The following is a 23,191-nucleotide window of genomic DNA, read 5'->3' as shown; positions in this document are numbered from 1 at the left end:
AAGCAGAAAACATCAATTTTTTATATTTAAATATGTATTGAAAGATGTATTTGTGATGCTAGATCAATAACTAACCTACTTTTAGGAATGGCTACCAAGCACCGCTATGATTCAAAGCAGGCCAAAGGCATTGTTTGGTTCTATCTCCAATGGAGCAAATACCACGCCTTTAAGCTAGCGCCAGAACATAGCGCTGCACCATGTCCCAAGCGGCAACGGCCTCATGCATAGAAGCGCCCGCCATAAACACATCAATATCATGAGTTCGACGCCCCAGTTTATCAGGGTATTTGTAACGCAGGGATAAACGAAATTCATGGGTGCCGTTTTGCTGGATGGCGGCATTAATCACCGCATCAAAGTCGGTGAAAGGGAAAGTGCCAAAATGCGTGGTCATGTTACCCGTACAACGGTGTAAACCGATTTTGGACCAGATGTAAGCTTGTTCAGTAAATCGATTAGTCTTTAATAAAACTCGCATCATGGTACATGCGATGAAAATTGGAATTGGGTACAAAAAAAAGAATAAGCGCATTAGCAAAATGGCCATACATCATACCCACAATAGAAACGAAAGCTAGAATAAACAGGTAACCCCAAGCTAATGGAAAGCTTCCAATTAGGAAAATAGACCGTATAAACCCCATCAAAACTGAACCAGAGCAATCAGGGCCCCTCTCTATACGATAGATGGAAGTATCGTGACTTAACTTACCTGGCTCAGCCACCTTCTTAAATTGATATTTTGTTGGATTAAGCCAAGTGATATCTCCCCATGGCAGCTTCGCCTTGGTGATGACGGATTTAAAAAAGCTATCATTGGCCGCCGGCGCAGGATTTGGCCCTTGGCCATGATAGGCCGTGTTTGCGTATTCGCGATGTGGTGAGTGGTACAAGGACATTCGATTTAGCAATTAAGTCACAAAAAAATGAAGCATTCTACCCCAGTGTTATTGATAATAAAATCTATATAAACCTATTATTGCGAGCTAACACATTGAGTTAGTGGGTAACTCACCCTTTTCCGACTAAGTCGAGCTAGTTGCAATTATCCACCAGCCAGACTCCGCCAACCAGACGAGACGCAATTGATGCGCACCACCTTGCAACAACTAAAATTAACCTTACTACCGATCTCGCTGTTTGCCGCCAATGCCGTGCCAGAGCAAATTACCCTAGCACTGGATAACCAGCTCTTTCAGGCCAGTTCCGCTATCTCACCCAATCGATTATTGACGCCAACGATACCCCCAATGCTTACACACCGAGCATGTTGCTAATTTGGGCTACAAAATGTTTCTTCCCGCGTTAACGCATAAAGTCACTAAGGTGAGTTTCATTTTTAACTCTGCGATAACAGGCAGTCGCTACACCGACATGGCAGTGAGTGAAATTCGCTTTATCGGCGAAAGTTTTAACCCAGCACCTGAAATTGACAGCCTAGTAAAGGCGTTTCGCCAGTTACAACACGCGCCTTTCATGCAGGGTAAAGTCCCAAGTTATCAATTTGAATACAATCAGAACAGCGGTTGGCAGCTAGCCCCATCGAGCGCAGAAACTCGGGCCCAGCGCATATGATTGAAGATTATCAAACCAATCAAGAATTAATTAACACCCATTTTTTAAATACTTGGCTCGATCTTGACGCACAAAATGGCGCCAAGACGTTAATTGGCTCCATGGTCGCAAGTATGGGGGATGGCGAATGGATTGAGGCCTCGCCCGCACTTCAATTTACTCAAGCTAACACAAGATTTGCATGGCGTTATCACCGAGACAGTGCCCCCGGTTGCCACTATGTGTACCCGTGCAGCTTAAACCGATAACGGGGATCATGCCATTCCCTGAGCAAGCTCAGGTCCCACTGTTACCCGCAAATTAACAACCACACCCAGCCCCTGTGGGAGGCGAGCTTGCTCGGCGAACATCACAAAATCACACTTAAATTTGCTATTCCCTGAGCGTCATCACCAAATGCCAGTACATGATTGCCTTGTGATGATGAGGAGCCTGTCATGATTGCATCATCTCAGCTTGCTTAGTTTCTATCTCGACTGCATCCTGCGCTGCCTTTAGGCGCTGCTGATAAACCTCTTCTGGAATATACGGCGGTGTGTACGGCGCAAAGCCATTCATCATTACTCGATATTCCTCTTCCATCACCTTGATGGGGTTATCACTGCGAATACCGTCATATTGGGTAAAGTAATCTTGCCACGCTGGTTTGCTGTGCTTGACATAAAAGTCTACCCAAAAGTTATCAGGTCGCCCCCGCTTACCCGCTTTATCAAACGCCGCGGTGGTCGGGTCTAAATGGCGAAATGGCTCAAGGCTTGGGATATCTGGTAGGGGCTGCTCCACATCCATGTATCTCAGTAGCGTATCCCATGCGGCCTCAATTTGTGAATAATCGGTACCGCCGCTGAATATGTGCACCTCAAATGATTGGTACGGATTTTCGGGGTGCCGGTATTTCAACACTAAACTTAAATGGGTAGTGCCATTTGTCATCACATTATGCTCTACCGCGGGCACACAATCGGTAAAGTTAGCCTCCCCGATATATGCGTGTTTCACTTTACCGGTTCGGCGATAACACCCCTCTCCGCTCCAGCGATAACGCTCAAAACACCTTAATTCCTTATCTGTTACCCAATAGTTTAGATATGTCCCAAAACAAGCGACAATAGGAGGGAAAATCAAAAATGATACTAATACATCCCAATGCACTTCCATGACGGCAATCATTGTCAGTATGCTTCCTAGCCAACAAGCAATGATCCATATCCATGCTAATGGAAAAGATAAAAAGCTGCCCATAATAGTGAATAACAGACTAGATGTTGGCTTTGTTTTGTCTTCATCAAAGGCTGCTTTAAATGCCTCATCAGTCCAGCGCCAAAAGGTTGGAAAGTCATTATTTTTAACTTGATAGGTATATTGCTTGTACCAGTGGCTAGGGTCTGTTGATCTTTGCTGGTTAATTTTTGTTCGAGATAAAAGCGTTTTGAGCAAGGCGAGCAGTGTATAGCTTAGCATTCTAAGTAAATACTGCTCAACGATGGGCAAAACGCTTTTAGCCGAATCCGTAGGACAGCGTTTGTTGGGTATTTCTACTGCGTTATCGCCTTTTCGTGTAGCTAGCTACACCACAAAAGCGCTGCCTTGTATAAATACCCAACAATTCGCTGCAAAAATAATCACGAAAGATCAACAGACCCTAGGAAACTGCCAATTAATCGGGCTCTTGTAGGTATATTGATTATGCCAAGTAAGCTGGCTGTCTATCAGTAAATGTTCAAGCAGATTGGCTTGGTATATTTCATTGACACTAGGACATTGACTGCCGCGATAGGCGGTGTCGGCGTACACATTATTTTCAACTGACATGGGAGGCCTTAAGCTGCTTATTTACGTTAATTAGACAAAGACGGAAAACCAACGACATCAGCAATAGATCCGGTTAATTTTTTCAGCCATGGCCTGCTCTGCCCATTGGTACTCTTGCTCGCTCATATCGCGCCAATAACGGGGGTCGCGTCCAATAGCTAAGTCATACTTGGCTGATGTTGGGTCTAAATGGCGGCATACTTCTAACGTGGGCGAATTGGGCAGCGGCTGGGCGACATCCATGTAACACTGAATAAAGTCCCACCACGCTAGCCCATCGGCAATGCTGGAAAAGTTAGCCAAGCCAACGCTGCTAAATTGAAGGGACATGTCATCCTTATGCACAAAAATGATATTGCAGCCAGCCGAGGTCGGGGTTGGGCTGACAAGAGGCTGTAAGTAAGGGATAAATTCCATGAAGTTATAGCTTTGTTTGGATTTTAATCGGCCTGTTAACCAACCATAGAGCCAAAAGGTGATCATCCCTGTTTGACGATTAAGCTCTAATGATGGGCCAGCTTTACCAAAAATATAGTCCGAATACGGGGGGGGGAGGCGAACTAGTAATAATAAGAGCACGCCACCGAACAATAAACTAAGAGACAAAGGCATCAGGACAAATATACTATCAATAGCTTTACTTACACTATGAAAGGCTAAAAACATTGATATAAGAAGATTTCCAATAATAAAAACAATGCCACCTATCGCCATTAGCATTCCGCCAAATTGACACAAGATCCCCAACCAAGCCCTGCCCCCCGTCACGGTTCGAATACACTGATGATTAAATTGAAATAAGCCATCATCTTCAACTATAGCCTCATCTTTCAAAGAAGCATGCAGTCCTTTAAGGTAGGAGGATGGCAAGACTTGCTCATACTCCCCAAATACCAATACAAAGCTGCCTTTTAAATAATGAGGCTCAGGCATTGGCGTGGTTTTCCAGTACTGGTATTCATACGCCGATAACGCGTAATAGTCTTGTTGCATGTCTGGGCTCCAGAAGCTAAATACAGTAAGTCGTGGGAACGTTAAGTTGAAACAAATATGACCGATGCAAATTCAATCGCGGCTATGGATAACGCTTATTTTGTTCAACAAAAGAAATAGACTTAAGTGCAAACCGCAAAAGTCACAAAAAGATGAAGCATTCTAACCCAACATTATTGACAATAAAATCCATAAATACCTATTATCGCGAGCTAACACATTGAATTAGCAGCTTACCTACTTGTTGTGTTGGCTAATGTCTTAGCGGCACACTATCGAGCCACAAGTCTGGCCCTAACTAACCTGAGATCGGTTTAAGCCATTGCCATCAACCCAGACTTTTCAGTATTTGTGATGTTGAGTGATGGCTTTTCTGGTTTTAAACAGTAAGCGATTAAGCCTCCTAGCAAGTTCAGCATGAACCCGTGTAAGCTACGATGACGAGAATGTTCAATCTGAGATATGTTCTTCAGTTGGTCGTTTATCGTCTCGATAATGAACCGCTTTGACAACATTGCTCGATCCCAAGCAGCTATGACTTTTGGCTTCATATTTTTTCGATGCGTTGTTATCAGCGTAATCCCATCTTCTTTTAAATCTTCAGTGGGCGCTTTACTGATATAGCCTTTATCAGCATAAAGCTTGTCGAATAGCCCCTTTGATAATTCTCGAACAGGCTTCATATCATCAGTATTTGCTGGCGTCAGTTTGGCTGCAACAATGTCACCAAGGTGATTCGTGATGATGTGAAGTTTAAAGCCGTAAAACCAACCCATCGTACCTTTACCTCTTGCAGCCGTCCCTTTGAATACTTTGTGTCTTGGGATACGTAAGTTATGGCAGACTTTAATACTGGTAGAGTCAACAAACTCAATACCTGTAGGCGTTCCTTTCACATGAGTGAAAAAGGAGCTTAAAGGAACGAGCACTGACGGCATAACTTCAAGAAAACGTGTGTAGCTCAGTAAAGTAGGAAATTCATTTTTGTGATACCGGTGGATTATACCGAGATAGAAGTTCTTAAAATCACGTTGATGTGACATATGAAAAGCAATAATAATGGTCATTATTTCACTTTCAGACATGCGTCCTTTACGGTTCCGCTTACGATCACCGTTTTCAAGTTGAAGTTTTTGCCATTGAGGTAAAAAAGCCTGACAAAAGTCATCGACATGACAGAATAAGTCTACTAGTTTATGCATAGCTGGTTCCCTTGCGATTGTTCTCTCTTGGTCGAAAGATCTGATCGCAGAACCAGCTTTTAGTTCATTTCTATTTTTATCCCGAGTTCAGGTTAACTAATCTAAAAGGATCGCAAGTGATTCAACGCCAGTTATTCTGCCTATTTGTCACCATATTAAGCTTGCCTGTACTGGCGTAATCCGCCCCTAATGCGAGCTATCAAGCAAGCCTTAATCATGGGCTGATCATTACCACGGCAAAATGGATGAGCTCTATTTCACCTTCAGCCAAAGAAACGCTGAGCTGGTCGACTGCGTTTACGTCAGTTTACGCACCCAATTTAACGTGCTAGTCAGAAAGTTTCGTTGTGGCTTAAACGAAAAAATATCGGTAAGTCTGTTTGAGCAACATCGTGATGACTTTGCCCTCACACTGCCAACACAAGCCAGCGATCCGGACATCACCGCCCAAGTTAACAGCAAGGGCAAGGTGATCATTCCCGTTTCTCAAGCCGATGATTTTGAGGTTCAAGCTGTCTATACCCAACAAAACCTCGCAAACGGTGAGCCAGACATGTTTATTAACTGACAAGGCGCGCAGACCAAAGTCAAAGACAGCGAATACTTCGTTGAATATGTGCCCATTAAAGACAATTTTACAGCCAAAAAACTATTTAGAGTTATCAGCTAAGGGAGTCAGCGACTTCAAGCATTCTAGAACAACAGTCACTCATCTATTTGATAGAATTTCTAGGCGTTATGTTATTGCGATGGGAGTTGCCGACTCTTCGCCGTAACATGTCTTTTTCAGGGGATACAAAGGCTAAGCCTACAGGGGCATACTTAAAGCGGTTATACCAAAAGTGCTTGGATGGTAATAAAAATCCCACTTATCTCGTAACATTTTTATTAAGTTTGTCGCGTCATCAACACCGGTTATCGGTTAGTTTGATTTCAAACCCAACTTCACTCCCTCGCGCGAACCACTGCTGGCAAATAAATAAATCGCCCACGGCAACCACTTCCTTACCAGCAAAGATTATCGGAATACTATCGCGTAGCCATGGTGGCACTTGATACTCTTGCAGGAGCTTTTTATAACTGCGCGAGCCGTGGCGACCTGCGGGGGTAAGCTTAGTGCTACCCGCGAGTTGATAACCAACGGTAAGCTCAGTGTTCGGCATTGTTATCCGCGCGCCTTGGTTGGTTGAGCTTAGGGTTAAGGTTTTACCACAAGGCAAGGTGTTCACCTGATCTAACAACAGCGGCGCGGTGCTAGTTTGGTCAAACTCCGCGCCCTGCCCTGGCGTGAGGTAGAGATGGCCTAAGAAGCGGCGGATTTGGTAGTGTTTAAAACAGAGCATCGGCTGCGCATCGGCGCGTGCCAATGCGACGTTGTGCCATATTTCTTTTAGCCGCACTTCTGAGGGTGCGTATTGATGTTGCTTGGCAATCCATAACCGCAGCAGGGCTAACTGGCGCTGCTCACTATAAGTGGTCACGCCAGCAATGTTAAAGGCCAAGTCCGCCCTAAGACATTGATTCAAGTCATCCGTCAACAGTTCATCGAGTAAGGCTTGCTGCTCTCCGCACAAACGCGCGCTACGGCTAATGGCGCTCACAGCGCTCGGCCAACGTTCAACTAATGCAGGTATCACATTTAGCCGTAAAAAGTTACGATCAAATTGGCTATTGCTATTGCTGTCGTCTTCAATCCAAGTCCAATTCATTTGCTCAGCAAGCGCTGCTAGTGCATCACGAGGCACATTAAGCAAAGGGCGCAAATGGGTGCCGTGTTGAAACGCTTTTATCATCGGCATGCCACTTAAGCCCTTTACGCCGCTGCCACGTTTGGCAGCCAGTAAAAAGCTTTCGACTTGGTCATTTTGATGCTGCGCGGTGAGTAATTGACCACCAATGGGCAAATGCTTTGCAAAGGCTTGATAGCGCGCTTTACGCGCCAGTGCTTCAATGCTTTCGCCTTTCACATCACCAAGGTCGACGCGCTCTGAGACAAAGTCAATATGTAGATGTTGGCAAAGCTGCTGGCAAAAAGTAAGCCAATCGTCGGCGTATTGACTCAAGCCATGATGAACATAAATCGCCTTAAGCTCAAAATGCTCAACCTCACGCAACTGATGTAATAAATGCAATAAAGCAACCGAGTCTAAGCCACCACTTAAGCCCAATACTCGCTGGTTATTTGGGAAAGCAGCGCATTGCTGCGCCACTTGCCGATACACCGAATGGCTTAATAGTGATAAACCTTGAGTCATTAGTGAAACACCAACTTGGTATTTTTTGGCCCCAATAATAAGTCCAGCTGATCCATCAACTCATCCGCTGGTGTTACCCGCCACTGGGTGCCTAAGGTCAAATCAGCAGTGGCCGACTCACTTTCATAGCTGATAGTCACTGGGCAAATACCGCCGCTGAAGGGCGCAAGGGTATCGGTAAATCTCGGGAAAAAGTCTTTATTGATTTGTGACTGCTTAAGCTGCAAGTGTAAGCCTTTGGCATGCTTTTCTCGCGCTTCTGATAAGTCCAATACCTCGCGCGCGGTAAGCTTTAAACCACCAGAGAAATCATCATGACTGACTTGACCGCTCACTACCAAAATTTTGTCTTTGGCGATCAGCGACTCATATTGGTCAAAGGCGTCCGAAAACAACATCACTTCCAGTCGCGCACTTTTATCATCAAGGGTTAGCAAACCCATTTTCTTGCCTTTTTTGGTCATCATCACTCTCGTCGCGATCACTAGACCTGCGGCAGTGGTATTTTTATGGCGATCGGTCGGTACCATATCTTTTAGTCGACCAGAGGTATAATGACGCAGTTCACCTAAGTATTGATTAATCGGGTGCCCTGTTAAATAAAGGCCAAGCGTATCTTTTTCACCTTCTAACCACACCTTATCTGGCCACAAAGGCACACTCGCAAAGGCATGCTCAATTTCGTCTTGCTCGGTGGTCAGTACACCAAACAAGTCCGTTTGACCATGGGCTTCAGCTGCTGCGTGTTGTGCTGCCGCTTGCATCGCATCAGGCAAGGTTGCCATCAGCGCCGCGCGGTGTGGGCCAAGTTGATCCATCGCCCCTGATAAAATCAGTTTTTCTAACACACGGCGGTTAACTTTTTTAAGGTCAACACGGGCACAAAAATCAAATAAATCACGAAATGGACCGCCGCTATCACGCGCAGCAATAATGGCTTCAATCGGGCCTTCACCTACCCCTTTAACCGCACCAATGCCGTAGATGATAGTGGTGCCCGTTTCATCAACGTTAAACTTGTATAAGCCTTTATTCACATCCGGTGGCGCAAGGGGCATGCCCATGCGCTCACATTCATCCACTAAGGTGACTATCTTGTCGGTGTTATCCATATCGGCCGACATTACCGCCGCCATAAAATAGGCCGGATAATGGGTTTTCATCCACAGGGTTTGATAAGAAACCAGTGCATAAGCCGCCGAGTGCGACTTGTTAAAACCGTAGCCAGCGAACTTCTCTACCAAATCGAATATCTTCATGGCGAGTTCGCCATCGATACCATTTTTGACCGCGCCCGCTTCAAAGCCAGCGCGTTGTTTGGCCATTTCTTCGGGTTTCTTTTTACCCATAGCGCGACGTAACATATCAGCACCACCGAGGGTATAACCCGCTAACACCTGAGCAATTTGCATCACTTGCTCTTGGTATAAGATGATGCCGTAGGTTGGCTCTAGAATAGGTTTGAGTGATTCATGTTGCCAAGTAGAATCAGGGTAAGAAACCTCTTCACGGCCGTGTTTACGTTCGATAAAGTTATCAACCATGCCTGATTGCAAAGGACCGGGACGAAACAGTGCCACTAGCGCGATCATGTCTTCAAAACAGTCCGGCTGCAGGCGCTTAATTAGGTCTTTCATGCCGCGCGATTCCAGCTGGAACACCGCGGTGGTTTCAGAGTTTTGCAACAACCTAAAACACGCCGGGCAATCCACCGGAATACGGGCGATATCAATCGGGTCCTCACCGCGCTGCGCTTTATGGGCATTGGCCATATCGAGCGCCCATTGCACGATGGTTAAGGTGCGTAGACCCAAAAAGTCGAATTTTACTAGGCCTGCGTATTCCACATCGTTTTTATCAAACTGAGTAACGGGGAATTTACCTTCTGCATCACAATACAACGGCGCAAAATCGGTAATGGTGGTCGGTGAAATCACCACGCCACCCGCGTGCTTACCCGCATTACGAGTACAACCTTCAAGGATCCGACACATGTCAATCAAGTCACGCACTTCTTCATCGGCGTCATAGGTTTCTTGTAGCTTAGGCTCAACATCAAACGCCTTGGCCAAAGTCATACCGGGATCAGGTGGAATTAATTTTGAAATCCGGTCAACAAAACCATAAGGATGACCGAGCACTCGCCCTACATCGCGAATTACGGCCTTGGCCGCCATGGTACCAAAGGTGATAATTTGCGATACCGCATCACGGCCATACAACTCAGCTACGTGATCGATTACTTCATCACGTCGGTCCATACAAAAGTCGATATCGAAATCCGGCATCGAAACACGCTCAGGGTTGAGAAAGCGTTCGAACAGCAAGTCAAATTCAAGTGGGTCAAGATCGGTGATCTTTTGTGCGTAGGCCACCAACGATCCTGCACCTGAACCCCGACCCGGCCCTACTGGAATATTGTTATCCTTACTCCACTGGATAAACTCCATGACGATCAAGAAATAACCGGGGAACCCCATTTGGTTAATCACGTCGAGCTCTATTTGCAAACGCTCGTCATAAGGTTTGCGCTTTTCGGCAAAATCGGGACTGTTTTTATCAAACAGGAAATCCAGCCGCTCTTCTAAGCCCTCCCACGAAACCTTACAAAAGTATTCTTCAATCGGCAGACCGCCGGTGGGGAAATCAGGTAGAAAGTACTCGCCTAGTCGCACAGTCACATTACAGCGTTTAGCGATTTCTACCGAATTTTGCAGCGCTTCAGGAATATCGGAAAACAGCTCACACATTTCGTCTTCGGTTTTCAGATATTGCTCAGGGCTGTAAAGCTTCGGGCGGTTTTTATCCATCAGGGTATAACCATCATGGATTGCCACACGAATTTCATGGGCGTCAAATTTGTCTTTATCTAAAATGACAACTTCATTGGTGGCCACGACGGGTAAATCGACTTGCTGCGCCAACTCCACCGCCATGTGCAGGTATGCTTCTTCATCGGGGCGTTCGGTGCGCAATAATTCAAGAAAATAGCGATCAGGGAAATGAGTTTTATAAAAATCAACACAACGCTGGGTCAAGCTTTTATTACCTTTAAGTAACACTTTGCCAACGTCACCCATGCGGCCGCCAGATAAAATAATCACGCCTTCGTTATGCTCAACCAGCCATTGCTTGTCGATGATCGGCCGACCTTGCACATGGCCACGCAAATAAGCTTTTGAAATAAGCAGAGTGACATTTTTATAACCGGCGTTGTTCATTGCCAACGCTGTCATGCGAAACTGCTCATCGCCTAGCTCATCACTTTGCACCCAAAACTCGGCACCAATAATCGGCTTGATCCCTGCATCATGGGCGGCGCCGTAGAATTTTACCAAACCACACATGTTAGTTTGATCGGTAATGGCTATGGCCGGCATTTGGTATTCTTGTGCGCGACTGACAATGGGCTTAACTTTGGCTAAGCCATCAACCATCGAGTAATCACTGTGCACCCTGAGGTGGACAAACTTGGGATCGGCCATGGTTTAATCCTGCTGGTTAATAATGTTCTGGACTGGCTTAAATGATTTTCGATGAAACGGTGTAATGCCATGCTCCGCTAAAGCGGCAAAATGCGCTTTAGTAGGATAACCTTTGTGATTAACAAAGCCAAACTGAGGATATTGCAAATCCAGCTCAGCCATTTCCGCATCGCGAGTCACCTTGGCAATAATGGATGCGGCACTGATTTCTGCCACTCGCGCGTCGCCTTTAACAACGGCTTCGGCGGGCATATCGAGCTGAGGACAACGGTTACCGTCAATAAACACATATTCAGGTGTAATACTTAACCCCGCCACCGCACGTTGCATTGCTAACATAGTGGCGTGAAGAATGTTGATGTCGTCGATTTCAGCGGGTGTCGCACGACCAATAGAAACCGCAAGCGCTTTTTGTTTGATTTCATCAAATAGCGCCAAACGTTTTTTTTCCGTGAGCTTTTTTGAGTCGGCTAATCCAACAATGGGATGGTTGGGATCTAAAATAACTGCGGCCGTAACAACATCGCCCACTAATGGACCACGTCCTACTTCGTCAACGCCCGCAATAATTTTATTTTCTGGATAGACTACTGGATCCATGATACTTCCCCTGCCAATTGATGAGCCGGAGATTATACGCTAGTTAGACTTGCTCGCTAAGACCTCAATCACAGCATCTGCCGCTTTTTCATCGGCATTGCAGCGGATTTGCTGGTGCAACTCGGTGAAGCGTTCAATTAGTGCGCTGTTATCTTTACCAATCAACTTATCTAATTCGCTGACAATATTTTCAACGGTGCAATCGTATTGCAATAGCTCAGCCACTAATGGCCCGTCATGTAATAAATTTGGCAAAGATGCGTATTTACTTTTTACCAGTGCTTTGGCAATACGATAAGTGATCCAATTAACGCGATACGCCACCACCATAGGACACTTAGCCAGCATGGCTTCAAGGGACGCGGTACCTGATGCCAACAGCACGTAGTCTGCCGCTTGTAATACGCTGCTCGCCTTACCATCGACAATGGTAATCGGTAAGTCCGGCGCCAGTTGTTGATGAAATTGCTCAAACTGGGCACGGCGTTTGGCATTGACCATAGGGACAACAAATTGCAATGCAGGATGCCGCTGTTTTAACGCAACGGCCGCTTGCAGAAAAAATGGACTGAGCAATTCAATTTCAGCGTGACGACTGCCGGGTAGCATGGCTAAATAAGGCTGGCTGAGATCTAGCCCCAATTCGGCTTTATTTTTTTGTTGCTCAGGGATTAGCGGTAAACGCTCGGCTAGGGTGTGACCGACAAACTTACAAGGCACATTAAATTTGTCGTAAAAAGCTTTTTCGAACGGTAAAAATGCTAAGACAAGGTTGGTTGCCTTAGCAATTTTATGAATGCGCCATTGCTTCCAAGCCCACACCGACGGGCTAACATAATGTATGGTTTTAATGCCTTGCTGCTTTAATTTTAACTCTACGGTTAAATTAAAGTCAGGCGCGTCAACACCAATAAAAATGTCGGGAGGATTGGCAATAAAATGCTCAGTAATGGCTTTACGTACATGCAAAATACGTTTTAGTTTGCCAAGCACTTCCACAAACCCCATGACGGATAACTCTTCCATGCTAAACAATGCATTACAGCCCTGCTCAACCATTTCAGGGCCGGCAATGCCTTCAACAATTAAATCAGGGTAGCGTAAACGAAGGGATTTGATTAGGCCTGCGGCAAGTATATCGCCGGAGACTTCTCCAGCGATAATGCCAACACGTAACGGTTGGCTCATATTAACGAACAATGCCTCGGGTATTAGAGCTGATAAAATCAAGCATCGGCTTCACTTCAGGTGACTCTTTCACCATGTCCTCTAATAATGCTTTTGCTTCTTCAAGGGTATTGCCATTGCGGCAAATAATTTTAAATGCACGTTTGATAGACATGATTTGCGCGCTGCTAAAACCACGACGCTTTAAGCCAACTGAGTTAATACCATGGGCTTCGGCATAGTTACCACTGGCCATGACATAAGGAGGCACGTCTTTGTTAACAGCAGAGCAGCCGCCAATCATGGCATGTTCACCAATTTTACTAAACTGGTGAATAGCCGACATGCCACCAAAAACCACGTTATTGCCAAGTTCAACGTGACCCGCTAGGGTGGCGTTATTAGCTAAAATACAATGATCGCCAATAATACAGTCGTGAGCAACGTGGGCATTGACCATGAATAAACAATGGCTGCCAATTTTAGTAAGGCTTTGATCTTGAGTCGTGCCACGATGAATAGTACAGCTTTCACGGAAAGTATTGTTATCTCCTATTTCAAGATAGGTTTCCTCGCCTGCGTACTTTAAATCCTGACAATCTTCGCCGATGCTGCCAAATTGGAAAAACTTGTTGTTTTTACCTATTTTTGTATGGCCTTTGATGACAACATGAGGACCAACCCAAGTATTTTCACCAATTTCAACATTCGCGCCAATAATGGAATAAGGGCCAACTTCAACGCCAGATGCAAGCACCGCCGTTTCATCAATAATAGCGGTTGGGTGAATTTTTACCGTTGGTTGCGTCATTTAAATCTCTCGTCTCGCACACATTATATCGGCGCTACAAACCACTTCACCATCCACTTTGGCTACGCAGCTAAATTTCCCCATACCTCGACGTTCCTTGAGGTAATCAACAAATAACTCTAAACGATCACCCGGCACGACAGGCTTTCTAAAACGAGCGTTATCAATCGATGCTAAAAAGTAAAGCTCGTTATCTTTAGGCTTGCCGTGTGTAGCAAACGCCAGAATACCCGTTGCTTGAGCCATCGCTTCTAAGATCATTACACCTGGAAAAACCGGTGTATTGGGAAAATGGCCAGTAAATTGAGGCTCGTTAAAAGAGACATTTTTTATGCCGTGTAACGTTTCACCTTTTTTGTAATCTAAGACACGATCAACCAATAAAAATGGGTATCTGTGTGGCAGAAAATCCATTATCTCTTTGATTTGAAGCTGGTTTAATTCGTTGCTCAAAAGTTATTCCTTAGCGCTACTTGCAGCTGCTGCCAGCTGTTTTTCTAGTTTATTAATTCGTTTATGCATATCATCGATACGCAGTGTTCTGGCTGCTGTTTTACGCCATTCTTTGTTTGATTGCAGTGGTATGCCTGAAGAGTACACGCCAGGTTTATCAATGGGTCGCATCACCATGCCCATGCCGGTAATGATCACATTGTCACAAATTTCCATGTGACCATTCACCACAGACGCCCCGCCAACCATACAATTTTTGCCGATTTTTAGGCTCCCCGCAAAGGTAGCTGCGCCTGCAATCGCGGTATTCTCACCAATCTCACAATTATGTGCAATTTGACAAAGATTATCGATTACGACGCCATCGGCAATAATGGTGTTATCAAGCGCACCACGATCAACACAAGTGTTTGCGCCAATGCGGACACGATCACCAATAATAACGGTACCTAGCTGCGGTATTTTAACCCAGCGACCTTTATCCGGAGCATTACCAAAACCATCTGAGCCGATAACAGCTCCACTTTGAATAACACACTCGGCCCCAATTTCAACACGATGGTAAATAGAAACATTAGCCCAAATTCGGCCATTAGGGCCAATTTTTGCTTCTTTACCGATAAATGTGCCCGGACCAATTTCGGTATTATCACCTATAACAGCCCCTGCTTCGATCACGACATTAGCACCAACGCAAACACCATTACCAAGCTGAGCAGTTGAATCGATGACCGCACTCGGCGCGATACCAGAAGCGGGTGCTGGAGTGGTATCAAGTACCTGAGCTGCTAGCGCAAAACCAAGGTAAGGATTGGCCATTACCAAGGCATTACCAGTGTAAACCTCTAAAGCTTGCTCAGGGAGAATGACCGCTCCAGCCTTGCTGGCATTAAGGGCATCTAGATACTTAGCGTCAGAAAAAAAAGCTATTTCATTAGGGCCAGCATGACCAAGAGAGGCAACTTTATTGATAACTAAAGTGCCATTACCATGACACTTTGCGCCAATTTTATCAGCTAGCTCAGCTAAAGTAATTTGCGACACGCTTAGTTACTCTTACCAATTTCAGCAATCACTTTCTTTGAAATATCTAAGCTTGGCTTAGCGAAAATAGCCGCTTCACCGTTAAGCACGAGATCGTAACCTTCACGTTTCGCTACAGCATCAATTGCTTTCACTACTTTTTCACGCATTTTGTTTTGCTCTTCGCCTTGACGACGACGATTATCTTCCTCGAAAGCTTTAAGTTTTAACTGATATTCAGAAACTAAGCTTTGGATTTCACGTGACAACTTGGTTTTATTGTCATTAGACATCAATTCAGCATCGCGCTTTTCTTTCTCTTGCTTTGCTTTAATTTTGTTTTCTAACGATTTCATTTCGTTGATACGTGGTTGAAATTCTTTTTTAAGCTTTTCAATGATTTGATCTTTCTGTGGCAACTGCTGGAAAATTTCTGCAGGAAAAACCACAGCGATTTTTTCAGCAGCTAATGCCGCGCTAGAAAATGACCCTGCCACTAAGGCTAAACTTAAACTTACCGCTTTAATTAACTGTTTCAATGGATAACTCCTATCAAAAATTAGAATGTTCGCCCGATATTAAAGGAGAATACTTCGGTCCTGTCACCGGCATACTCTTTTAATGGTTGAGCTAGGGTAAAAACAAGTGGTCCCATTGGAGACAACCACTGGACTTGAACACCGGCAGAAACACGAATACGTCCCGGTTTAGAGTAATCACCTAAGTAATCACAGTTTTGTGCACAATAACTGGTATTGGCCCAATTAGAGTTAAACTCGGTATCCCAAGTTTCGCCAGCATCAATAAAAAAGCTGGTTCGAACTTGACGAGTATAAGCTTCATCTAAAAATGGCGTCGGCATAATTAACTCAGTACTCAAGGTATAAACGGCATTGCCACCCACCGAGTCATCGGTAGCAACAACACCATTGTTCCCCCCTTGGTTAAGCAGATGCAATGCTTTGGGGCCTACTGTGTTACTGGTGAAGCCACGTATAGTGCTAAAGCCACCCGAATAGAAGTTTTCAAAAAAAGGCAGTATTTGATCGTTTTTATCAACATTTCCATAACCATTACCGTACCCAGCTGTACCACGAGTAAGAAAAGACCAACTGCCATCACCGCTAATACGGTAATAATTTCGTATTTCGTAGTTAATTTTAAAGTATTGTAAATCAGAGCTTGGCACCGTTACCTTACCAAATAAAGATTGGTACGAACCAGAAGTTGCAAACTGGCCTCGGTCAAGGGTATTACGTGTCCAACTTGCGGTAAAATCGAGTGTATCAAATGCCACTGTGCCATCTTTTTTTAGTTGGCTTTTATAGATGTTCCAAAATTGCTGAACTTGCGAGTAAGCCTTTAGCTGGGAAATTTCATTGCGCTCTAGTCCTATACCAAAATTTAAGCGATTGAACTCATCAACAGGGAAACCTAATTCGCCCCTGATGCCATAAGTGGTATTGTTATAGTCAACAATGTTGGCTTTACCTGCCTCAAATTGGCTGTAAAAAATACGCCCACCAGCACTCACTCCATCACGGGTGAAGTACGGGTCGGTAAAGTTTAAGTCAATACTCTTTGAGTAGTCATTTAACGATGTGTTAATGCCTACCACATTACCTGTGCCTAAAAAGTTATTCTGCTGCACACCAGCCTGTAAGCTAATGCCCGACTCAGTGCCATAACCAATACCGGCATTGACAGTGCCCGCAGCTTGTTCTTTCACTTGAATGTCAACATCAACAAGATCTTCACGACCTGGAACGCGGTTGGTATTAATGCCAACGGTTTCAAAGTAACCTAATCGATTTAGACGGCCACGCGATAACTCAATATTTTCACTTGATAACCAAGTTCCTTCCATTTGACGTATTTCACGCCTTAGCACCACATCTTTAGTTTCTTGGTTACCACTGATATTAATGCGACGAACATAAATACGTTGTCCAGGGTCAACAGCAATGGTTAATGAAACGGTCTTATCATCATCGTTAACTTCTGGATAAGTGGTTACCTTAGGATAGGCATAACCATGACGACCTAGGTACTTACTAATTGACTCTTCCGCTGCTGTGACATCGGCACCGGAATAAGTATTACCCGCTGCCAATGCAACTATCTGCGTAATATCCTCTTCTTTACCTAGCAAGTTACCAGTCAAAGCAACATTTTTAACTGTGTACTTTTCACCTTCATCCAAGTTAACCGTAATATAGATACCTTTACGATCAGGTGTCATCGCCACTTGGGTTGCATCCAGGTTAACGCGAATATAGCCGCGGTCAAGGTAGTAGCTGCGTAATGTTTCTAAATCACCCGCTAGCTTTGGCTTCTGATATTTATTGTCGGCAAGAAAGTTCCACCAAGGCGCACTGTCAGTTAGTTCAAGCTGTTTTAATAAGTCTTCTTCACTAAAAACAGTGTTACCAACAATATTTATTTGTTGGATCGCTGCACTGCGTCCTTCGATAAAGTTGAACTTCAAATCAACACGATTACGTGGCAAAGGCGTTGCAATAGCGGTTACTTTTGCACCGTATTTACCCACGCTGTGATAAAAGTCTTCTAGGCTTTTTTCTATATTTGCGAGAGAAGTTCGGTCCAGCGCTTCACCAATCCGGACACCAGAAGCCTTTAAACTCTCTTGTAGCTGCTCTTCTTTAATTGCTTTATTGCCCGAAAGCTCAATATTACTGATCGTTGGACGCTCAATTACCTGAATAATGAGTTGACCATTATCACGATATACTTTTACATCTTCAAAATTACCTGAACCGTAAAGTGACTTAACTGCCTGAGATAGAGCGAAAGAATCGACATCATCACCAACTCGTATTGGTAGATTTAACAGCGCAGCACCGAGGGTTACACGTTGTAGCCCTTCAATTTTAATGTCTTCAACAGTAAATGATTCAGCTATCACCGAATGTGAGAATAAACATGCGCCCATTAATAAGCTTGGGGTTAAGAATCTGCGTTTAGCCATCTTGTTATTATTTGTCCTTTATGCCCTATAACAGGTTGAAGTCGTTGAGCAGCGCGACGCTCATCAAGAGTAAAATAAAAGCGCCACCTATTCTAAAACCGATTTCTTGGATCCGTTCAGGGACGGGCTTACCACTAATAAGCTCTATACAGTAATAAAGCAAGTGGCCGCCATCAAGTACCGGAAGCGGAAATAAGTTGATTAAACCTAAATTTACACTGATTAATGCGACAAAACCCAAAAAATAGACTAATCCATAGCTTGCACTAGCACCCGCGCCTTTTGCAATAGAGACCGGCCCACTTAAGTTATTGATAGAAATAGTACCTGTAATTAGCTTACCTAAGGTGTCAAAGGTTAATGCTGTCAGGTGCCAAGTTTTCTCAATCCCCCGAGTAAGGGAATCAACGGGGCCATACTGGGTGGTAATAATATATTCTCTAGGGTATGAATCAACAAGAGGCGAAACGCCAATATGACCAATTTCATTACCTAACTCATCTTTCCTCACCTGAGGTGTGATATTAAGTGATAGTGTCTGATTATCCCTTAACACTTCAATAGCCATAACTTGAGCTGGGTGCGTACGGATCTCCTCTACCCATTGCTGCCAATTCTGCAGCGCGTTACCATTAGCACTAATAAATTTATCGCCAACAGCTAACCCCGCTTGCTCGGCGGCAGAGTTAGGTGTTATTTGCGCGACTTCTAAGTGGACTGTTGGCCGATAGGGTTTGAAGCCTAAGCTCTCAATAGGTGATACTTTTTTGGGATCAAACTGCCATTGACTTAAGTCAATGACCACTTGCTTAACTTGATTGCTCGCAGGGCCGATATAAGAAAGAGTCAGTTCCTCATCCCCAATGTAGCCAGCCAACGCTAGATTCACTTCTTGCCAATCAGGTGTTTTAGTATCACCAATAGCGATCACTTCAAAAGGGGTTTCAAGGCCAGCAGCCGCTATTGGTGAGTTAACCTCAACCTCGGGCACCATAGGTTTAACAGTGGTGGTGCCAAGCATAAACACAAGCCAAAAAGCGATGATGGCCAAAATAAAATTGGCAGCCGGTCCTGCGGCCACTATTGCAATGCGCTTCCAAACCGATTGACAATTGAACGCTAAGTGCAAATCTTGCTCTTGCACTTTCTCTAAACGGCTGTCGAGCATTTTGACATATCCACCCAAAGGGATTGCAGCAAGAGTGTACTCAGTGCCATCTTGTGCCGTTCGGGTATATAGAGACGGACCAAATCCAACAGAAAAGCGCTGCACTTTAACGCCACAGCGCCTTGCGACCAAGAAGTGACCAAATTCGTGGATGGTCACGAGAATTCCCAACGCAATAATAAAAGAGGCCGTATTCCAGAAAAAGTCTATCATGGCTAAGCTTGCCTCACCCTTGTTGCAACTAAACTCAATGCCTTATTACGTGCTAAACCATCTAGGGCCATCACCTCTTCAATTGATGAAGCGTGGCTATTAGCAAACATGGATAACACATCCGCGGATATTGATGCGATTTGGTCAAAACGAATTTTGTGTTGTAAAAAAGCCTCTACCGCAATTTCATTTGCGGCATTGAGTAAAGTGGTAGCACCTTGCCCTGCGTAACAAGCTTCAATTGCAAGTTTAAGGCAGGGATAACGTTCAAAATCTGGCGCAGCAAAAGTCAACTGACTAGTTTGTGTAAAATCAAGGGGAGCAACCCCACTTTGAATACGTTCAGGATATTGCATGACATGAGCAATGGGGGTGCGCATATCTGGTAGCCCCATCTGCGCTAATACAGAACCATCGATGTACTGCACCATCGAGTGGATCACGGATTGCGGGTGTATCAACACTTGAATATCAGATTTTTCGGTATTAAACAGGCGCTTCGCTTCAATGTACTCTAAGCCCTTATTCATCATCGTAGCCGAATCAACTGAAATTTTTGGCCCCATTGACCAGTTTGGGTGATTGACTGCTTGTGCTGGAGTAAGGTGCTTGAATTCACTAACAGGTGTGGTTAAAAATGGTCCACCGGAGCCCGTTAATATCAGTTGTGAAATACCACTTTGTTTGAGGTTACAGTGACCAATAGCTCCTTGGCATTCAGGCGGTAAACACTGAAAAATGGCATTATGCTCACTGTCAACGGGTAGCACTTGCGCACCACTGCGTTGCGCCGCGTCCATAAATAGCGCCCCAGACATCACTAAGGCTTCTTTATTAGCTAGGAACACTTGTTTACCAGCATTCACCGCAGCTAAGGTCGGTGCAAGACCGGCCGCGCCAACAATAGCGGCCATAACAGCATCAACTTCAACACCAGCGATACATGCTTCAAATTCAGCTTGGTCAACTAAGACTTGAGTTACATCTTGCTGCAACTGCTGTTTCAGCTGTGTATTCGCGCTAGGGCATGACATAAAAGCGAAAGGAACTTGATAAAGGCGACATATCTCAACCATCTTGTCGACGTTACGCCACGCACTCAACAAAGTCAGCGACATCGTTTCAATGTTTTCAGCGTAAACAGCTAAAGTGCTGCTACCAATAGAGCCTGTTGCGCCAAGAATAGCCAGTTTTTTCATCACAAATTACAACCAAGCAATATAACAAAGGGTAAACACCGGCAACGCGGCCGTTAAACTATCGATGCGATCAAGCACGCCACCATGACCCGGCAACAATGTTCCACTGTCTTTAATGCCCGCTTGACGTTTGAACATACTTTCACTCAAATCACCTAGGCTTGATGCCAAGCTGGTAATAACAGCCGCAACGATAAACAAAAGTTGTTTGTCAGCTTCAATTGCAAAAGCATACATAGCAATAAAAGCAATGATCACCGTTGATATCAAACCACCAACAAAGCCTTCAATGGTCTTGCCGGGGCTTACCTTAGGTGCCAATTTATGCTTACCCAAGGATTTACCCGTAAAATAAGCGCCGGTATCGGCGCCCCAAACCAATAACATAACGAAAAGCACCAGCCACGCGCCTTGCTGCGGCTCGTGATAGAAGTTAACACTGCGCAACGTTAATAACGACCAAAAAAACGGCATTAAGGTCAGCAGACCAAATATTCCTTTTAGCCAAGCTTGGCTTTGCCATAGTTTTGCACTGTTAGGGAAAGTGAGCACCAACGCTAAACAGCATAACCACCATAAACCTCCAGCACTTAATATACCTAAGACATAATGGTTTATCTGCGTCAGCCAAATCCCCTCGACCGGAATAGCGATTAAGGAAGCGCCCAACACCAAGCCAAATGGATAGAGGATAAATGCTCGTTTTTCACGAGAGACGAGGCTTCCCCATTCACGAGAAGCTAACAAAAAAATGGCAGCAACCAGTAAAGAAAATAGTTTTAAAGGAAGTAAAAAAATGGCGGCTATGGTCATTGGAGCTAACACACCGGCCGTAATAATTCGTTGTTTTAACAAAAAGCTACCCTTGTTTTAATGCTTGCACTTGAGCACTGGTATGGCCAAAGCGTCGTTCCCTGTTACCGAAACTAGACAATGCCAAAGCAAAGCTATCTTCGTTAAAATCTGGCCAAAGTGTATCAGTAAAGTACAGCTCTGCATATGTCAGCTGCCAGAGTAAAAAGTTACTAATGCGTTGCTCACCGCCTGTGCGAATCATTAAATCGACGTCTGTTAATGGCAGTTTTTTAATTTCATTATCTAGCGTCTGTTCGGTGACGTCCGCTACTTTAATGTCGCCCGCTAGCACCTTACCCGACAATGCCTGTGCCGCTTGCGCGATGTGCCAACGGCCACCATAGTTTGCCGCAATATTTAAGATTAGACCTGAGTTATCTTTAGTAAGCTGTTGAGCTTGTTTTATTTTTTCTTGTAGGCGCGGTGAAAAAGCACTCAAATCACCAATAATGCGTAGACAAATATTATTTTTATGTAATTTTTTTACTTCACGATTAAGTACCGTGAAAAACAATTCCATGAGTGTTGAAACTTCAGCAGGCGGCCGTTTCCAGTTTTCACTACTAAACGCAAACAGGGTCAAGGTTTTAATTTTATTTTGCGTGGCAAACGATACACAACGTCTTACAGATTTAACACCGGCTTGATGACCAAAAACACGAATTTTGCCTTTTTGCTCTGCCCAGCGCCCATTACCGTCCATGATAATTGCAACGTGTTGAGGAACGACATTCATTTCCTGCACAAATAACCTCTCGTGATGGACAAAAAAACGCCGTGTTAACACACGGCGTTAACAGCTAATATCTAAGCGAATTTAGATTTCCATTAGCTCTTTCTCTTTAATCGCTAGAATACTATCCACTTCTTTAATGGCTGCATCCGTTAATTTTTGTACATCATCTTCAGATTTACGTAGTTCGTCTTCACTGATTTCTTTCTCTTTTTCTAATGCCTTTAAATCACTATTAGCATCGCGACGAATATTACGGATAGCCACACGGCCAGCTTCAGCTTCTGCACGAACGACTTTGATAAGGTCTTTACGGCGCTCCTCCGTTAACGCAGGAAGAGGAATGCGAATCACGGCGCCTGCTGAGTTAGGATTCAGCCCTAGGTCGGAAGACATAATTGCTTTTTCTACCGCTTGGATCATCGCGCGATCAAATACTGTCACGGTAAGCGTACGAGAATCTTCAGTACTTACGTTACCCACTTGGTTAAGAGGGGTATCTGCGCCGTAATATGATACGGTGATGTTGCTTAATAAACTTGGATGCGCGCGGCCTGTTCTAATTTTAGACAGTTGCGATTTCAGTGCATCGATACTTTTGCTCATGCGCGTTTGAGCGTCGTCTTTAATTTCATTAATCACGGTATATTCCTTT

24 protein-coding genes are annotated in these 23,191 nt (G+C 44.6%); 4 read left to right on the top strand and 20 right to left on the bottom strand.

Going from position 1 to position 23,191, the window contains the following annotated elements; all coding sequences use genetic code 11:
* Positions 1 to 169: 169 nt before the first annotated feature.
* Together K1M91_RS05010 and K1M91_RS05005 are read right to left on the bottom strand one after the other, a co-directional pair.
* Positions 170 to 484, bottom strand: a complete 315-nt coding sequence (locus K1M91_RS05010; RefSeq protein ID WP_232800455.1) for a hypothetical protein — start codon at positions 482 to 484, stop codon at positions 170 to 172.
* Entirely contained in the window at positions 459 to 902 is a 444-nt protein-coding gene (locus K1M91_RS05005; RefSeq protein WP_232800454.1) for a hypothetical protein, read from the bottom strand. The genes K1M91_RS05010 and K1M91_RS05005 overlap by 26 nt, the downstream gene beginning before the upstream one ends.
* 189 nt (positions 903 to 1,091) lie before the next feature.
* On the opposite strand from K1M91_RS05005, the gene K1M91_RS05000 reads away from it, so the two are divergent.
* Genes K1M91_RS05000 through K1M91_RS04990 form a run of 3 tightly spaced genes read left to right on the top strand, consistent with a single transcriptional unit; the run spans position 1,092 to position 1,826 of the window.
* Positions 1,092 to 1,280: a hypothetical protein gene (locus K1M91_RS05000; protein ID WP_232800453.1), complete on the top strand. Its 189-nt coding sequence runs from the start codon at positions 1,092 to 1,094 to the stop codon at positions 1,278 to 1,280.
* 13 nt (positions 1,281 to 1,293) lie between these two features.
* Positions 1,294 to 1,578 carry a hypothetical protein gene (locus tag K1M91_RS04995; RefSeq protein ID WP_232800452.1) on the top strand — a complete coding sequence of 95 codons (285 nt, stop codon included), beginning with the start codon at positions 1,294 to 1,296 and terminating at the stop codon, positions 1,576 to 1,578.
* On the top strand, positions 1,575 to 1,826 hold the full coding sequence (locus tag K1M91_RS04990; protein WP_232800451.1) for a hypothetical protein: 252 nt from the start codon (positions 1,575 to 1,577) through the stop codon (positions 1,824 to 1,826). Before K1M91_RS04995 ends, K1M91_RS04990 begins: the two co-directional genes overlap by 4 nt.
* A 187-nt stretch (positions 1,827 to 2,013) precedes the next feature.
* On the opposite strand, the gene K1M91_RS04985 is transcribed toward K1M91_RS04990, so the two are convergent.
* The 4 genes from K1M91_RS04985 to K1M91_RS04965 all read right to left on the bottom strand — a co-directional run bounded on the left by K1M91_RS04985 (position 2,014) and on the right by K1M91_RS04965 (position 5,585).
* Positions 2,014 to 3,039, bottom strand: coding sequence for a hypothetical protein (locus K1M91_RS04985; protein ID WP_232800450.1), 1,026 nt, complete (start codon positions 3,037 to 3,039; stop codon positions 2,014 to 2,016).
* 171 nt (positions 3,040 to 3,210) lie between these two features.
* Positions 3,211 to 3,390: a hypothetical protein gene (locus tag K1M91_RS04975; RefSeq protein ID WP_232800588.1), complete on the bottom strand. Its 180-nt coding sequence runs from the start codon at positions 3,388 to 3,390 to the stop codon at positions 3,211 to 3,213.
* A 57-nt stretch (positions 3,391 to 3,447) separates the two neighbouring features.
* The gene (locus K1M91_RS04970; protein WP_232800449.1) at positions 3,448 to 4,383 is read right to left on the bottom strand and encodes a hypothetical protein; all 936 of its coding nucleotides are present in this window, start codon (positions 4,381 to 4,383) and stop codon (positions 3,448 to 3,450) included.
* A 314-nt stretch (positions 4,384 to 4,697) separates the two neighbouring features.
* A complete protein-coding gene (locus K1M91_RS04965; protein WP_232800448.1) occupies positions 4,698 to 5,585 on the bottom strand; it encodes an IS982 family transposase in 888 nt (295 codons plus the stop codon).
* A 241-nt stretch (positions 5,586 to 5,826) separates the two neighbouring features.
* Here K1M91_RS04965 and K1M91_RS04960 point away from each other — a divergent pair, with 241 nt between their 5' ends.
* Positions 5,827 to 6,153, top strand: a complete 327-nt coding sequence (locus K1M91_RS04960) for a hypothetical protein (RefSeq protein WP_232800447.1) — start codon at positions 5,827 to 5,829, stop codon at positions 6,151 to 6,153.
* A 337-nt stretch (positions 6,154 to 6,490) separates the two neighbouring features.
* Here K1M91_RS04960 and tilS read toward each other — a convergent pair whose 3' ends face one another.
* The 14 genes from tilS to frr form a co-directional block, all read right to left on the bottom strand.
* Positions 6,491 to 7,840, bottom strand: coding sequence for a tRNA lysidine(34) synthetase TilS (gene tilS, locus K1M91_RS04955; RefSeq protein WP_232800446.1), 1,350 nt, complete (start codon positions 7,838 to 7,840; stop codon positions 6,491 to 6,493).
* On the bottom strand, positions 7,840 to 11,325 hold the full coding sequence (dnaE, locus tag K1M91_RS04950) for a DNA polymerase III subunit alpha (protein WP_232800445.1): 3,486 nt from the start codon (positions 11,323 to 11,325) through the stop codon (positions 7,840 to 7,842). The genes tilS and dnaE overlap by 1 nt, the downstream gene beginning before the upstream one ends.
* Before the next feature lie 3 nt (positions 11,326 to 11,328).
* A complete protein-coding gene (rnhB, locus tag K1M91_RS04945) occupies positions 11,329 to 11,925 on the bottom strand; it encodes a ribonuclease HII (RefSeq protein WP_232800444.1) in 597 nt (198 codons plus the stop codon).
* A gap of 39 nt (positions 11,926 to 11,964) precedes the next feature.
* Positions 11,965 to 13,113 (bottom strand): lipid-A-disaccharide synthase, encoded by a 1,149-nt coding sequence (lpxB, locus tag K1M91_RS04940; protein ID WP_232800443.1) that lies wholly within the window; start codon positions 13,111 to 13,113, stop codon positions 11,965 to 11,967.
* 1 nt (position 13,114) lies between these two features.
* On the bottom strand, positions 13,115 to 13,903 hold the full coding sequence (gene lpxA, locus K1M91_RS04935; protein ID WP_232800442.1) for an acyl-ACP--UDP-N-acetylglucosamine O-acyltransferase: 789 nt from the start codon (positions 13,901 to 13,903) through the stop codon (positions 13,115 to 13,117).
* Entirely contained in the window at positions 13,904 to 14,356 is a 453-nt protein-coding gene (gene fabZ / locus K1M91_RS04930; protein ID WP_232800441.1) for a 3-hydroxyacyl-ACP dehydratase FabZ, read from the bottom strand.
* A 3-nt stretch (positions 14,357 to 14,359) separates the two neighbouring features.
* Positions 14,360 to 15,400, bottom strand: a complete 1,041-nt coding sequence (lpxD, locus tag K1M91_RS04925) for a UDP-3-O-(3-hydroxymyristoyl)glucosamine N-acyltransferase (protein WP_232800440.1) — start codon at positions 15,398 to 15,400, stop codon at positions 14,360 to 14,362.
* A 2-nt stretch (positions 15,401 to 15,402) separates the two neighbouring features.
* Positions 15,403 to 15,918 (bottom strand): OmpH family outer membrane protein, encoded by a 516-nt coding sequence (locus K1M91_RS04920; RefSeq protein WP_232800439.1) that lies wholly within the window; start codon positions 15,916 to 15,918, stop codon positions 15,403 to 15,405.
* A gap of 20 nt (positions 15,919 to 15,938) precedes the next feature.
* Complete coding sequence (gene bamA, locus K1M91_RS04915) at positions 15,939 to 18,368, bottom strand: outer membrane protein assembly factor BamA (protein ID WP_232800438.1); 2,430 nt, start codon at positions 18,366 to 18,368, stop codon at positions 15,939 to 15,941.
* 25 nt (positions 18,369 to 18,393) lie between these two features.
* On the bottom strand, positions 18,394 to 19,749 hold the full coding sequence (gene rseP / locus K1M91_RS04910; RefSeq protein ID WP_232800437.1) for a sigma E protease regulator RseP: 1,356 nt from the start codon (positions 19,747 to 19,749) through the stop codon (positions 18,394 to 18,396).
* A 2-nt stretch (positions 19,750 to 19,751) separates the two neighbouring features.
* Positions 19,752 to 20,948: a 1-deoxy-D-xylulose-5-phosphate reductoisomerase gene (gene ispC, locus K1M91_RS04905; protein ID WP_232800585.1), complete on the bottom strand. Its 1,197-nt coding sequence runs from the start codon at positions 20,946 to 20,948 to the stop codon at positions 19,752 to 19,754.
* 6 nt (positions 20,949 to 20,954) lie between these two features.
* Complete coding sequence (locus K1M91_RS04900; RefSeq protein WP_232800436.1) at positions 20,955 to 21,803, bottom strand: phosphatidate cytidylyltransferase; 849 nt, start codon at positions 21,801 to 21,803, stop codon at positions 20,955 to 20,957.
* A 4-nt stretch (positions 21,804 to 21,807) separates the two neighbouring features.
* Positions 21,808 to 22,539 (bottom strand): polyprenyl diphosphate synthase, encoded by a 732-nt coding sequence (uppS, locus tag K1M91_RS04895; protein ID WP_232800435.1) that lies wholly within the window; start codon positions 22,537 to 22,539, stop codon positions 21,808 to 21,810.
* 81 nt (positions 22,540 to 22,620) lie between these two features.
* Positions 22,621 to 23,178: a ribosome recycling factor gene (gene frr, locus K1M91_RS04890; protein WP_232800434.1), complete on the bottom strand. Its 558-nt coding sequence runs from the start codon at positions 23,176 to 23,178 to the stop codon at positions 22,621 to 22,623.
* Between the last annotated feature and the right edge of the window lie 13 nt (positions 23,179 to 23,191).

The organism is Motilimonas sp. E26, assembly GCF_021278025.1.
Lineage (GTDB): Bacteria > Pseudomonadota > Gammaproteobacteria > Enterobacterales > CBDFNC01 > Motilimonas.
Note: the sequence above shows the minus strand (reverse complement) of the source record. Positions and strands in the feature narration are given on the sequence as shown.

Excerpts from the sequence above, each read along its gene's own strand:
- K1M91_RS05005 (WP_232800454.1), bottom strand. The coding sequence starts at position 902 with ATGTCCTTGTACCACTCACCACATCGCGAATACGCAAACACGGCCTAT.
- lpxA (WP_232800442.1), bottom strand. The coding sequence starts at position 13,903 with ATGACGCAACCAACGGTAAAAATTCACCCAACCGCTATTATTGATGAA.
- rseP (WP_232800437.1), bottom strand. The coding sequence starts at position 19,749 with ATGATAGACTTTTTCTGGAATACGGCCTCTTTTATTATTGCGTTGGGA.
- K1M91_RS04985 (WP_232800450.1), bottom strand. The coding sequence starts at position 3,039 with ATGCTAAGCTATACACTGCTCGCCTTGCTCAAAACGCTTTTATCTCGA.
- lpxB (WP_232800443.1), bottom strand. The coding sequence starts at position 13,113 with ATGAGCCAACCGTTACGTGTTGGCATTATCGCTGGAGAAGTCTCCGGC.
- K1M91_RS05010 (WP_232800455.1), bottom strand. The coding sequence starts at position 484 with ATGATGCGAGTTTTATTAAAGACTAATCGATTTACTGAACAAGCTTAC.
- dnaE (WP_232800445.1), bottom strand. The coding sequence starts at position 11,325 with ATGGCCGATCCCAAGTTTGTCCACCTCAGGGTGCACAGTGATTACTCG.
- K1M91_RS04960 (WP_232800447.1), top strand. The coding sequence starts at position 5,827 with ATGGATGAGCTCTATTTCACCTTCAGCCAAAGAAACGCTGAGCTGGTC.
- uppS (WP_232800435.1), bottom strand. The coding sequence starts at position 22,539 with ATGAATGTCGTTCCTCAACACGTTGCAATTATCATGGACGGTAATGGG.
- K1M91_RS05000 (WP_232800453.1), top strand. The coding sequence starts at position 1,092 with ATGCGCACCACCTTGCAACAACTAAAATTAACCTTACTACCGATCTCG.
- rnhB (WP_232800444.1), bottom strand. The coding sequence starts at position 11,925 with ATGGATCCAGTAGTCTATCCAGAAAATAAAATTATTGCGGGCGTTGAC.
- K1M91_RS04965 (WP_232800448.1), bottom strand. The coding sequence starts at position 5,585 with ATGCATAAACTAGTAGACTTATTCTGTCATGTCGATGACTTTTGTCAG.
- tilS (WP_232800446.1), bottom strand. The coding sequence starts at position 7,840 with ATGACTCAAGGTTTATCACTATTAAGCCATTCGGTGTATCGGCAAGTG.
- ispC (WP_232800585.1), bottom strand. The coding sequence starts at position 20,948 with ATGAAAAAACTGGCTATTCTTGGCGCAACAGGCTCTATTGGTAGCAGC.
- K1M91_RS04995 (WP_232800452.1), top strand. The coding sequence starts at position 1,294 with ATGTTTCTTCCCGCGTTAACGCATAAAGTCACTAAGGTGAGTTTCATT.
- K1M91_RS04970 (WP_232800449.1), bottom strand. The coding sequence starts at position 4,383 with ATGCAACAAGACTATTACGCGTTATCGGCGTATGAATACCAGTACTGG.
- bamA (WP_232800438.1), bottom strand. The coding sequence starts at position 18,368 with ATGGCTAAACGCAGATTCTTAACCCCAAGCTTATTAATGGGCGCATGT.
- K1M91_RS04975 (WP_232800588.1), bottom strand. The coding sequence starts at position 3,390 with ATGTCAGTTGAAAATAATGTGTACGCCGACACCGCCTATCGCGGCAGT.
- K1M91_RS04990 (WP_232800451.1), top strand. The coding sequence starts at position 1,575 with ATGATTGAAGATTATCAAACCAATCAAGAATTAATTAACACCCATTTT.